This is a genomic window from Roseibium sp. JB4-4 (assembly GCF_055693425.1).
In genome coordinates this window covers 4,136,162-4,148,543 of the sequence record NZ_CM146333.1, presented here as the reverse complement: position 1 = coordinate 4,148,543, position 12,382 = coordinate 4,136,162, and the positions used below count along the sequence as shown (strand labels likewise).

13 protein-coding genes are annotated in these 12,382 nt (G+C 56.3%); 12 read left to right on the top strand and 1 reads right to left on the bottom strand.

Features of this window, described 5'->3' with window-relative positions; all coding sequences use genetic code 11:
• Position 1: 1 nt before the first annotated feature.
• The gene (locus tag ACZ1HV_RS19565; protein ID WP_298819911.1) at positions 2–298 is read right to left on the bottom strand and encodes a DUF4164 domain-containing protein; all 297 of its coding nucleotides are present in this window, start codon (positions 296–298) and stop codon (positions 2–4) included.
• 421 nt (positions 299–719) lie between these two features.
• Between ACZ1HV_RS19565 and tkt the strand changes: the two genes are divergently transcribed.
• The 12 genes from tkt to ACZ1HV_RS19505 all read left to right on the top strand — a co-directional run bounded on the left by tkt (position 720) and on the right by ACZ1HV_RS19505 (position 12,381).
• A complete protein-coding gene (gene tkt / locus ACZ1HV_RS19560; RefSeq protein ID WP_298819909.1) occupies positions 720–2,708 on the top strand; it encodes a transketolase in 1,989 nt (662 codons plus the stop codon).
• 145 nt (positions 2,709–2,853) lie between these two features.
• Positions 2,854–3,864: a type I glyceraldehyde-3-phosphate dehydrogenase gene (gene gap / locus ACZ1HV_RS19555; RefSeq protein WP_298819907.1), complete on the top strand. Its 1,011-nt coding sequence runs from the start codon at positions 2,854–2,856 to the stop codon at positions 3,862–3,864.
• A 95-nt stretch (positions 3,865–3,959) separates the two neighbouring features.
• Entirely contained in the window at positions 3,960–4,130 is a 171-nt protein-coding gene (locus ACZ1HV_RS19550) for a hypothetical protein (RefSeq protein WP_298819906.1), read from the top strand.
• A 29-nt stretch (positions 4,131–4,159) separates the two neighbouring features.
• Positions 4,160–4,783: a LysE family translocator gene (locus ACZ1HV_RS19545; protein WP_472716056.1), complete on the top strand. Its 624-nt coding sequence runs from the start codon at positions 4,160–4,162 to the stop codon at positions 4,781–4,783.
• A gap of 14 nt (positions 4,784–4,797) precedes the next feature.
• Positions 4,798–5,991 (top strand): phosphoglycerate kinase, encoded by a 1,194-nt coding sequence (locus ACZ1HV_RS19540; RefSeq protein ID WP_298819902.1) that lies wholly within the window; start codon positions 4,798–4,800, stop codon positions 5,989–5,991.
• Between the two features lie 26 nt (positions 5,992–6,017).
• Complete coding sequence (locus ACZ1HV_RS19535) at positions 6,018–6,389, top strand: VOC family protein (RefSeq protein WP_298960992.1); 372 nt, start codon at positions 6,018–6,020, stop codon at positions 6,387–6,389.
• 230 nt (positions 6,390–6,619) lie between these two features.
• Positions 6,620–7,687 (top strand): class II fructose-bisphosphate aldolase, encoded by a 1,068-nt coding sequence (fba, locus tag ACZ1HV_RS19530; protein WP_472716055.1) that lies wholly within the window; start codon positions 6,620–6,622, stop codon positions 7,685–7,687.
• Positions 7,688–7,780: 93 nt separating this feature from the next.
• Entirely contained in the window at positions 7,781–8,452 is a 672-nt protein-coding gene (locus tag ACZ1HV_RS19525; RefSeq protein WP_472716054.1) for a thiamine phosphate synthase, read from the top strand.
• Between the two features lie 45 nt (positions 8,453–8,497).
• Positions 8,498–9,604, top strand: a complete 1,107-nt coding sequence (locus ACZ1HV_RS19520; RefSeq protein ID WP_472716053.1) for a tetratricopeptide repeat protein — start codon at positions 8,498–8,500, stop codon at positions 9,602–9,604.
• Positions 9,605–9,780: 176 nt separating this feature from the next.
• Positions 9,781–10,344: an elongation factor P gene (efp, locus tag ACZ1HV_RS19515; protein ID WP_152499901.1), complete on the top strand. Its 564-nt coding sequence runs from the start codon at positions 9,781–9,783 to the stop codon at positions 10,342–10,344.
• A gap of 73 nt (positions 10,345–10,417) precedes the next feature.
• On the top strand, positions 10,418–11,224 hold the full coding sequence (locus ACZ1HV_RS19510) for an inositol monophosphatase family protein (RefSeq protein WP_472716052.1): 807 nt from the start codon (positions 10,418–10,420) through the stop codon (positions 11,222–11,224).
• Positions 11,225–11,391: 167 nt separating this feature from the next.
• Complete coding sequence (locus ACZ1HV_RS19505; protein WP_298819891.1) at positions 11,392–12,381, top strand: flagellar motor protein MotA; 990 nt, start codon at positions 11,392–11,394, stop codon at positions 12,379–12,381.
• Position 12,382 lies beyond the last annotated feature (1 nt).

Sequence of the window (12,382 nt, the reverse complement as noted above, 5' to 3'; positions counted from 1 at the left end):
GTCAGCCTCCATGCGCATCCAGAACACTGCGGATAGTCTCCATCGCAGAAACAAGCCGGCGGGACACGTCCTTGTTGGCTTCTTCCAAACGAGAAGCTCGCGCTTCGCTTTCATCGAGTGATGCAGCCAGTTGAGACCGGTCTTCGCCAAGCCTTTGCAGATCATCCTGCAAGGCATTCAACGATCTGTCGGCGTCCATTCGACGCTGAACAGCCGCCTCCAGCTGACCGACGGCTGAATCAAGGCGCTTTACCGCGTCGGTGAGACTGGTCTTTTCCATACAGTCGACATCCGCCATTTATTACATTGTCCCAACGTGTTTTGCGGCGGTCCGCCAGTTCCTTTCAAACGCACATTCTGGAGATTTGACGCTTTCGCTGCCGCCCCGCCCAAGGTCCAATGACACTTCGGACATTGCGTTCACGCGAATGTTTCGCGGCGAAAAAGCAAATCTTTTTCAGGGCGTCGAGCTTAGGCATCGCAACTTCTCTCAGTCAATGGCACCATTGGCAGAATCCTCAACTCTATAACGCCCAAAAAGAAAATTTCTTCCGGGATTCCGTTGGCTCGCCTTTGTTGACTCGCCGACGGTTCCTGATATTTGTCTGGCGCCTGTTCGAAATTGACGATAGTCAGCTTCTGAGCAACGTACCTCATTCACACCTTGCCGGGTGGTCCAACCCCGGCAATGGCGCTTCAACGCAAGCAACGGGAAGACGATGACCGATATTGAAAAGCACCAGCGCATGGCAAATGCGATCCGCTTCCTTGCCATCGATGCCGTGGAAAAGGCGAAATCCGGTCACCCCGGACTGCCCATGGGGGCCGCCGATATCGCAACCGTTCTGTTTACCCAGTTTCTGAAGTTCGATCCGACAGCACCCGACTGGTCCGACCGTGATCGGTTCGTTCTTTCTGCCGGTCACGGGTCCATGCTGCTGTACAGCCTGCTGTATTTGCTCGGCTACGAAGACTTCACGCTTGATGAAGTCAAGAATTTCCGCCAGCTCGGCTCGCGCACGGCCGGTCACCCCGAATATGGTCATGGTGCCGGCATCGAGACGACAACCGGCCCGCTTGGCCAGGGGCTGGGCAATGCCGTTGGAATGGCGATTGCAGAACGCCTGCAGGAAGAGCGTTTCGGCAAAGACCTTGTTGATCACTACACATACGTTCTCGCCGGCGACGGCTGCCTCATGGAAGGTATCAGCCAGGAAGCGCTGACACTTGCAGGTCACCTGAAGCTGAACAAGCTGATCGTGATCTGGGACGACAACGGCATTTCCATTGACGGTAAGGTCGAAATTACCGATTCGACAGACCAGCAGGCCAGATTTGCAGCGTCTGGCTGGAACACGTTGAGTGTCGATGGTCATGACCCGGAGGCTCTTGCCGCCGTGATCCGCCAAGCCCAGGCAAGCGATCGCCCCACCCTGATCGCTGCCAAAACCACAATCGGATTTGGCGCTCCTACCAAGGCCGGGTCACAGAAGGCACACGGCTCACCCCTCGGTGCGGAAGAAATTGTCGGGACACGGGAAGCTCTCAACTGGCCGCATGAACCCTTCGACATTCCGAGTGATGTTTTGGATGCATGGCGGATTGCCGGACTTCGCTCCGCTCACGCGCACAAGGACTGGCAAAAGCGATTTGCCGAGGCGGACGCGGAAACGCGGGCCGAGTTTGACCGCCGGTATCGTGGCGATCTGCCGGCGACCTTCACCCAGGCCATTCTGGACTACAAGAAGAAGCTCGCAGACGAACAGCCGACCATGGCAACGCGCAAGGCTTCCGAAGCTGTCCTGAGCGTGATCAACGAAGTTGTTCCGGAAACGATTGGTGGGTCTGCTGACCTGACCGGGTCGAATAACACCAAGACGCCGCAGACCGCCCCGGTGACACCGGACGATTTCTCCGGACGTTACATTCACTACGGCATTCGTGAACACGGCATGGCTGCGGCCATGAACGGGATGGCGCTCCACGGCGGCCTGATCCCTTATTCCGGCGGCTTTTTGATTTTCTCCGATTATTGTCGTCCCTCGATCCGGCTTGCAGCATTGATGGGCCAGCGGGTTGTCCACGTGATGACGCACGATTCCATCGGACTTGGCGAAGACGGTCCGACCCACCAACCGGTGGAGCACTTCGCGGCTTTGCGCGCGATCCCGAACCTTACGTTCTACCGGCCTGCCGACATCACCGAAACGCTGGAATGCTGGCAACTGTCGCTTGAAGACAGATCCGGACCGTCTGTACTGGCGTTGACCCGCCAGAACCTCCCCTCTCAGCGCAAGACTTTCGAAGACGACAACCTTTGTGCCAAAGGCGCCTATGTGCTGATTGACTGTGAAGACAGCCCAGCGGTCACTATCTTCGCGTCGGGTTCGGAAGTCGAAATCGCCGTCGACGCTCATAAAGAGTTGACCGAAGATGGTATTGCGACGCGAGTTGTCTCTGTTCCATCTTTCGAGCTGTTCGAATCCCAATCGGACGACTACAAGGCAGACATCATCGGCGACAGCCCGGTCAAGATTGCCGTGGAAGCGGGCATCCGCATGGGATGGGACCGTTTCGTCGGCAATGATGGCCTGTTTGTCGGAATGACCGGTTTCGGCGCGAGCGCACCCTACAAGGAGCTTTATGAGCACTTCGGCATCACCAAGGACGCTGTTGTCTCTGCTGCGAAAGAAAAGCTCGCAACTTAATTGAGATCAATTCCCGGCGACGCCAGATCCCCCATATGTTGCCGGGCCCTGAGCACTTGAGGCTCTTCCAAGCGACCACGACACATGTGGTCATAAAGTTGGCGTTTTTCTTGGAACAAAACGCCGAAGATCGCAGGAGTGGAATATGGTAACCAAGGTAGCAATCAACGGTTTTGGCCGCATTGGCCGGAACATCCTGCGCGGCATTGTCGAATCCGGCCGCACCGACATTGAAGTCGTCGCCATCAACGATCTTGGTCCGGTTGAAACCAACGCACATCTGCTGCGCTATGATTCCGTTCACGGCAGATTTCCTGCCGAAGTGACAGTCGACGGCGACACCATATCGGTTGGTGGAGGCAAACCCATAAAGGTCACCGCCATTCGTGACCCGAAGGAACTGCCATGGGGCGAGCTTGGCGTCGACATCGCGATGGAATGCACCGGCATCTTCACCGCCAAGGAAAAGGCCTCCATGCTTCTGGAAGCCGGCGCAAAGCGCGTTCTCGTTTCAGCACCAGCTGCGGGCGCTGACAAGACCATCGTTTACGGTGTGAACCACGATGCACTGACCTCAGAAGATCTGGTCGTATCCAACGCATCGTGCACAACCAACTGTCTGTCTCCGGTTGCTTACGTTCTCAATGACACGGTCGGCATTGAAAAAGGCTTCATGACGACGATCCACTCCTACACGGGTGACCAGCCGACCCTGGACACCATGCACAAGGATCTTTACCGAGCGCGCGCCGCTGCCATGTCCATGATCCCGACATCCACTGGTGCTGCAAAAGCTGTCGGACTGGTGCTGCCGGAGCTCAATGGCAAGATGGATGGTGTGGCAATTCGCGTACCGACACCGAATGTCTCTGTGGTCGACCTCAACTTCATTGCCAAGCGCGAGACCAGCGTTGAAGAAATCAATGCAGCGATCAAGGAAGCTGCGGACGGCAAGTTGAAGGGTGTTCTCGGTTACACGGAAGAAAAACTCGTTTCCATGGACTTCAACCATGACAGCCACTCTTCCGTCTTCCACATGGACCAGACCAAAGTTATGGACGGCACCTTTGTGCGCATCCTGACCTGGTACGACAACGAGTGGGGTTTCTCCAACCGCATGGCCGACACGGCCGTTGCCATGGCGAAGCTCATCTAACCAGATGATCTGGTTGACCAGACAATCAGTCTGACATTTGGCGGGTGCAGCAGCGTTGCATCCGCCTTTTCTTTGTTTCGCACTGGGGAAGTTGCATGACAGTTGCGATCATTATTTGTGTCGTTGTCCTGCTTGGGCTCGGTTTTTATTGGCTGGACCGCTCTAAGGAAAGAAATGGGCAGCGCAATCACCGGCACTGGCAGCCTGACGTTGACCAGCAAAAGGCCGAAACGATCAAGAACCTCGAAAACCCACCAGATCGCTAGACCATCTTTTTCCAAATTTTGGAGACCACGTGCTCGAACTTCTCACCGTTATCTCACTGACGATTGTCGTTGCCATTGTCCCGGGACCTGACTTTGCAGTCGTTTTGCGCAACGCCCTGATCGGCGGCAGACTGGCCGGCATCATGACGGCGCTCGGCATCGCATTGGCACTGGGTGTTCACGTCACCTACGCGCTCGCGGGCATCGGCCTGATCTTGTCCCAGTCAATAATACTGTTCAATGCACTCAAACTGCTCGGTGCTGCCTATCTGATCTTTCTTGGAGTGATGATGTACCGGACAGCGTCAAAAGACATGCCAGGCAGCAATGGCCTTTCCGGCATGCCGCCACTCAAGGCGCTGCGTTGGGGTTTCTTCACGAATGTGACCAATCCAAAGGCGACGATGTTTGCTTTGAGTGTGTTTCTGCAGGTTACGTCGCCCATGACCCCGCTCTGGACGCAAGTCGGCTATGGCATGATCATGGCAGGCGGCGTCTTTTTGTGGTTTGTTCTGGTCACGCTGTTCTTCACGCTGCCATCCGTGCGGTTTCAATTCATGCGCGCCAAGCTTTGGCTGGAGCGCTCCTTCGGCGTGCTGCTGACCTTGTTCGGCATTGGCATCGCTGTCTCCACCAACTCCACCCGTCCCTGACAACAGGTGTTCTCATGGCTTTCAATACACTCGACAATCTCAATGACATTACCGGCAAACGGGTTCTCGTCCGTGTGGATCTGAATGTGCCGATGGACAACGGCAAAGTCACGGACACCACACGCATCGAACGGGTTCTGCCGACGATTCGCGAACTCTCCGAAAAGGGTTCGAAGGTCGTGCTGCTGGCGCATTTCGGCCGTCCGAAGGGCGAGCGGGTGGCATCCATGTCGCTTGCACCGGTCGCACCCTCGGTCTCCAGATTGCTCGGCAAAGCAGTCGGCTTTGCAGATGACTGCATCGGCCCGGTCGCATCTGACGCCATATCCGCAATGTCAAATGGTGACGTTCTGCTCCTTGAAAACACGCGGTATCACAAGGGCGAGGAAAAGAACGACCCCGCTTTCGCCGAAGCCTTGGCCGCAAATGGCGACCTCTACGTGAACGATGCGTTCTCCGCAGCACACCGTGCCCACGGCTCGACGGAAGGAATTGCCAAACTGTTGCCGGCTTACGCCGGACGGACAATGCAAGCGGAGCTTGAGGCGCTCAGCTCTGCGCTCGGTGAACCTGTTCGGCCAGTCCTGGCCGTTGTTGGCGGAGCGAAAGTGTCTTCAAAGATTGACTTGCTGGAGAACCTCGTTTCGAAGGTCGACATGTTGGTGATCGGTGGAGGCATGGCCAACACGTTCCTTGCAGCAAAGGGCGTCAATGTCGGTAAGTCACTTTGCGAACACGACCTTGCCGATACAGCCAACAGGATCATGTCAGCCGCCAATGCAGCCAATTGCGAAATCGTTCTGCCAGCGGATGCAGTGGTTGCACGGGAATTCAAGGCAGGCGCTGAAAATGAAACTGTTTCCTTGGATGCGATACCCGCAGACGGCATGATCCTCGATGTGGGCGCAGCATCGATCCAAACCGTCGCCTCCAAGATCGATACGGCCAAGACACTGGTCTGGAACGGTCCGCTCGGTGCGTTTGAGATTGAGCCTTTCGACACGGCAACGGTCGCTGCCGCTAAACATGCGGCCGCCAACACCAAAGCCGGCAAACTCAATTCAGTTGCTGGTGGTGGTGACACGGTCGCAGCTCTCAATCACGCTGGTGCGGCAGATGATTTCTCTTATGTCTCAACAGCGGGGGGTGCTTTCCTCGAGTGGCTGGAAGGTAAGGAATTGCCTGGCGTCAAAGCGCTTGAAGCCTAATTGGCAAGTTCGGCAGGAGGACCATCATGCAGCGAAGTTTCACAAACATCCTGACGGAAGAAGTTGCTGCAACAGCGGCCTTCTACCAGGGAATTCTCGGCTTTGAATCGCGCTTTTCCGCAGACTGGTTCGTCAATCTTGCTGACCCGGACAATCCGGCCCTGGAGCTCGGAATTCTCAAACAATCGAGCGAGATCGTTCCGGCAAGGGCCCAGCGGGCCCCTGCCGGAGTGATCCTGACTTTCGTCGTTGATGACTGCGATGCTGTCTATGAGAAAGCGCTCGCGCAAAACGCAAACATTGTCGAAGCCCCTCGGGAAATGCCTTACGGACAGAGGCGCATGATCCTTCGTGATCCGGCTGGCACATTCGTCGACATCAGTTCACCCAGCGCATGATTGAAAGTGAAATGGGCCTGGCAGAAAATTTATTTTTATTTCCAAATTAAATACGAGAGCGAATTTCCTGCCATCTCTTTGTATTTAAATTGATTTAACCGGCGAGGCCCTCTTTCAACGGCCAAAAATCTTGATAGAAACACCGATGATTGACGCACCGCAACACCGGCAACGTGAATACTTGCTATGGTAAGGCTCGTTTCGCAGACACCGGATCAGGGGAGACTTTAATGGCACGTATCACCCTTCGCCAGCTGTTGGACCACGCAGCGGAAAACGACTACGGCGTTCCCGCATTCAACATCAACAACATGGAGCAGGCGCTGGCGATCATGGCTGCGGCCGATCAGACAGACGCTCCGGTGATCATTCAGGCCTCCCGCGGCGCACGCGCATATGCCCACGACGTCATGCTGAAGCACATGATGGATGCTGTAGTGGAGATTTATCCGCACATCCCGGTCTGCGTGCATCTGGACCATGGCAACGCACCCCAGACATGCATGAGCGCCATTCAGGCAGGCTTCACATCCGTGATGATGGACGGCTCGCTTGAAGCCGACGGCAAGACCCCGGCCAGCTGGGACTACAATGTCGGCGTCACCAAAACGGTGACCGGCATGGCTCATCTCGGCGGCATTTCCGTTGAAGGTGAACTGGGCGTCCTCGGATCGCTTGAAACCGGCATGGGCGACAAGGAAGACGGGCACGGCGCGGAAGGCAAACTGAGCCAGGACCAGTTGCTGACCGACCCTGAGGAGGCCGTAAAGTTCGTCAGGGAAACCAAGGTCGACGCGCTCGCGATCGCCATGGGAACGAGCCACGGCGCTTATAAGTTCACGCGCCAGCCTGACGGCGAAATTCTGGCGATGAACGTGATCGAGGAAATTCACCGCCGCCTTCCGGACACCCATCTCGTGATGCACGGATCATCGTCCGTTCCGCAGGATCTCCAGGACATCATCAACCAATATGGTGGTGAAATGCCCCAAACTTGGGGCGTCCCTGTCGAAGAAATCCAACGCGGCATCAAGAATGGCGTTCGCAAGGTAAATATCGACACCGACAACCGGATGGCGATCACCGGCCAGATCCGGCGCGTTCTTTCCGAAAACCCGTCCGAGTTTGACCCGCGCAAATACCTGAAGCCTGCACGTGATGCGATGCAGAAGCTCTGTATCCAGCGTCTGGAAGCGTTCAACACGGCTGGTCAGGCATCCAAGATCAAGAAAATCATCACGCTGGCCGACATGGCTGCCCGCTACCAGGATGGCAGCCTCGATCCCAAAATTGGCTGACGCCCTCTCTCCCGGGACGTCAATTCATTCACTTTCTTGAAAGAGGGGCCTTGCGTCCCTCTTTTGCCGTCTTTAGGGACAAGAACCCGATTTGTGATTGAACAGGACCTGACCACCGTGAACCGCCCGCGCCTTTTTCTCGTTACACCGCCGGAATTCGATCTGGCCGAACTGGCAGGCAAACTCGACCAGGCCTTTGCAGGTGGCGATATCGCCTGTGTGCTGATCTATATGCCGGGCGCAAACACAAAGGACCTGCAAGCGGCAGCTGAAACGCTCGTCCCCATTATCCAAAAGGGAGGAGCTGCGGCGATTGTCTATCGCGACACGCAGGCAGCCGGCCGTTCCGGTGCGGATGGTGTCCATGTCGACACATCTCTGGAGGACCTGAAACTCGCCGTTGAAAGCTTCCAGCCCGAGCGCATTGTCGGAACCGGAGGCACCAAGCTAAAACACGATGCCATGGAATGGGCGGAAACCGGAGTAGACTATATCTTCTTTGGCAAACTGGATTTGGCCGAGAAGGAAAACGCACATGCCAAGACCCTTTCTTCCGCCTCGTGGTGGTCTGAGCTCTTCGAGACACCCTGCGTCGCACTTGCGGGTAGCTCCATGGAGACCTTAGCCGAGGTTGCGGCAACAAGTGCCGACTTTGTTGCGGTCAAGGATGTCATTTGGCAGTCTGATCGAGATACTTCCGACCTGATTGCCGAAGCAAACAAGATTTTGGACGCTCATCCATTTCCCGATGCCGATCAGACATAAGAAACCGGAGCCGGATCTATGCCGTTAATGGGGACAAACCTTAGCTTGAGAAGCTGGACCGGGATCTTGGTTCTAAGCGGCGTCCTGGCGGGTTTCTCGCCATTCGCATCATGGTCTCCAGCCCTGGCGCAAGATGCCGCGGAAAAAGAAACTGAAGAAAATCAGTCGGCCGAAAATGACCCGGACAAACCGCTTCCGGTTTTGATTGACGTTACAACCGCGGACAAGACCCTTTTAAGCATCGTCGATGCCGGTCCGCCCAAACTGTCCGACGATGAAACCGCGGACGCAACCACAGCCTACGCAGCATTTCAAAGGGGTTGGTTTCTGACAGCGCTCGGCCTGGCAACACCACTTGCCGAAGGCGGCGACCAATCCGCCCAGGCGTTGCTGGGCGTGTTGCACGAGGCGGGTCTCGGGATCAAGCAGGACAAGACAAAGGCCGCGGACTGGTACCGTCTTGCTGCAAACAAGGGTGACAACGGCTCGGCAATGCAACTCGCCCAATTCTATCTTTTGGGCGATGGCGTTGACGTCGACAAGAAGATAGCGGCCGATCTCTTTGAACAGGCAGCCAATGCGGGCAACGCATCGGCGCTCTACAATCTCGCACTGCTTTATCAGGAAGGCGAAGGCCGCCCCTTCAATGAGCAGAGGGCAAGAGAACTTCTGGAAGAAGCGGCTAAACTCAACGATCCGGAAGCTCAATACGCACTCGCCCTTTCCTATCTGGAAGCGCAAAGCGGCCTCAATGATCCAGGCCAGGGCGCATTCTGGATGGGCCGGGCAGCGCGGCGTGGGCACACATCCGCGCAGGTCTACTACGGCATCCTGCGTTTTCAGGGAAAAGGTGTGGATCCCGACGAAGCAGAAGCTTCTGACTGGTTCGAACGCGCAGCCACGTCGGGCAACCCGGTCGCAATGAACCGGCTTGCACGCATCTACGCCTTCGGAAGAGGCCGGGAACAGGACTATTCTGCGGCGGCTGGCTGGCACCTCATTGCCCGAACGCTTGGCGTCTCTGATCTCAATCTCGATCAGATCGTGGACAGTCTGGACGAGACAACGATGGAAAACGCCCGCAAGCTGGCAGAGCAGTATTCAGCAACGCTGATGGCACCATCTGAAGATCCCGCAGCCGAAACGCCTTAAGGCATCTGAGGCCCGAAACTTTAAGGTTCAATGGACCCCGGCAAACCGAATTTGCCTTTTTTCCTTGAAACCTGCGCACTTTTGTGGTGGACAGGCGCCAGCAATTTTCGGTGCCCCAGCGTCCGCTGTTCCATGCACCGTTCCAGATCCAAACAAATAAACAAGTCGGTCGTTCCATGAAAATCAACGGAAACGAAATCAAGCCCGGTAACGTGCTGCAGCATCAAGATACGCTTTGGGCCGTTGTCAAGGTTCAGCATGTCAAACCAGGCAAGGGTGGCGCTTTCGCGCAGGTCGAAATGAAAAACCTGCTCGATGGCCGGAAGCTGAACGAGCGTTTCCGCTCAGAAGACAAGGTCGAGCGCGTCCGTCTGGAACAAAAGGATTTCCAGTACCTTTATACCCAGGACGACATGCTGATCTTCATGGATACCGAAACCTACGAGCAGCTTGAACTGCAATCGGAATTCGTCGGAGATCGCGCAGCTTTCCTTCAGGACGGGATGATGGTCACCGTTGAACTGCATGAAGACCGTCCGATCGGCATCACACTGCCGCAGCATGTGACCCTGGAAATCAGCGAAGCCGATGCCGTCGTCAAGGGACAGACCCAGTCGTCTTCCTATAAGCCTGCACTCATGGAAAACGGCGTCCGCGTCATGGTCCCGCCTTTCATCACGGCTGGCGAGAAAATCATCGTCGACACAGGCACGCTGGAATACGTCCGCCGCGCAGATTGAGCCACCTGATTTGGCAGTCTCCTTTGGCGCCCCCGGACTCGTCCGGGCGGCGCCCAACAACAAGTGATAATTCATGGCCCGCACAGCTCTCCTCAATGTCATGACCCAGGCCGCGATCAAGGCGGGGCGTTCCCTGATCCGTGATTTCGGTGAAGTGGAAAACCTTCAGGTATCCCGCAAAGGTCCGGGAGACTTTGTCTCTGCCGCAGATCGGCGTGCTGAGGAAATCGTTCGCGGAGAACTGACAAAAGCCCGCCCGACCTTCGGCCTGGTGATGGAAGAAAGCGGCGAAGTTGACGGAACGGACGGTCAGCATCGCTGGCACATCGACCCACTCGACGGCACCACCAACTTTCTTCATGGCATTCCGATCTTCGCGACTTCTATTGCGCTTGAGCGCGCAGGGGAGATCGTCGCTGGGGTGATCTTCAACCCCGTCATGGACGAGCTTTACACTGCCGAACGCGGGCGGGGCGCTTTTCTGAACGACCGCCGGCTGCGCGTTGCCGGCCGCACAGAGCTGAATGACATGGTGTTCGGCACGGGGCTGCCGTTCATAGGCATGGGCGACCACGGTCGTTCCCTGCGCGAACTCAGATATGTGATGCCGGAAGTGGCCGGTATCAGGCGCTTCGGCGCAGCATCGCTCGATCTGGCCTGGACCGCGTCCGGTCGTCTCGACGGTTATTGGGAACGCAATCTCAATTCCTGGGACATCGCCGCAGGCATCCTCATGGTTCGCGAGGCTGGCGGTTTCGTCAGCGATTTGTCCGGCAAACCGAAGATGCTGGAAAGCGGAGATATTGTTGTCGGCAACGAAGATGCACACAAACAGCTGCTGCGTCTTTTGAAGAAAGCCGAAACCCCGGCTCAAGACTGATCTTCCAGAAAACCGACCATTTGCTTCACCGGCGCACCTCGGTCAGAGCGCCGGTTTTTGAGCTATCCAGACTTTATTAAGGTTTCAGTCACGATTCACGGTTCCCAAGCCCTTAAAAATCACGCTATCAATCAGTTACGTCCAATTCAGGTATTTGATTGCGCAATATGGCCCGTGAATTTGATCCCTACAGCCTGTCCAGCCCAAGGGCGTATCTGACCTTCATGATCATCTTTCTGGTGATCGTTGCCTTCATCGCTTTCATCCTGTTCCCCCAGATATCAACCGCCTTCATGAGCAACCCGGGACTGAACGGGCTTATTGTTCTGGTTGGCGTCTTCGGCATCCTGCTCCTGTTCGGACGTGTCATTCGTCTGTTTCCGGAAATCTCATGGGTCAACAGTTTTCGGATTGGCGATCCGGCGCTCGAGACCCGCTCGCCCGTGCTTCTTGCACCTATGGCAGCTCTCCTCGGCAATAAGGCCGGAGATATGGCGCTGACGCCGACAACGGCGCGCTCCATTCTGGACTCCATCGGCATGCGCTTGGAAGAATCGCGGGAAATGTCGCGCTATCTCACCGGCCTGCTGGTCTTTTTGGGTCTGCTTGGCACGTTCTGGGGTTTGCTCCAGACCGTGAGCTCCGTTGGCGCGACCATCCAATCGCTGGATGTCGGCTCGGGTGATGCCAATGTTATCTTCGAAGACCTCAAGGCCGGATTGGAGGCACCGCTCTCCGGCATGGGCACCGCTTTTTCGTCATCGCTTTTCGGATTGACCGGATCACTCGTTCTCGGCTTTCTCGATCTTCAGGCCGGTCAGGCACAGAACCGGTTCTACAACGAGCTGGAAGACTGGCTCTCCACCGTCACCGATATCGACCCTGAAGAAGGGCTGTTCAACGCAACGGATTCTCCAGGTGTCGAGCAGATCCAGTCATCGATCACAGCGCTCCAGAAAACCGTCGAAGATGGCGGCAGCAAGAATGCCGCACAGGCGATGGCCAACCTGGCGGAAGGCATTCAAGGCCTTGTCAAACATGTGCGTTCCGAACAGCAGATGATGCGAGACTGGGCGGAGCAGCAGGGCGAACAGCAAAAGCGTATAGAGAGCCTCCTCTCGTCAATTGCCGCGGCCTTCGACCGCGCCAAGGAATAAC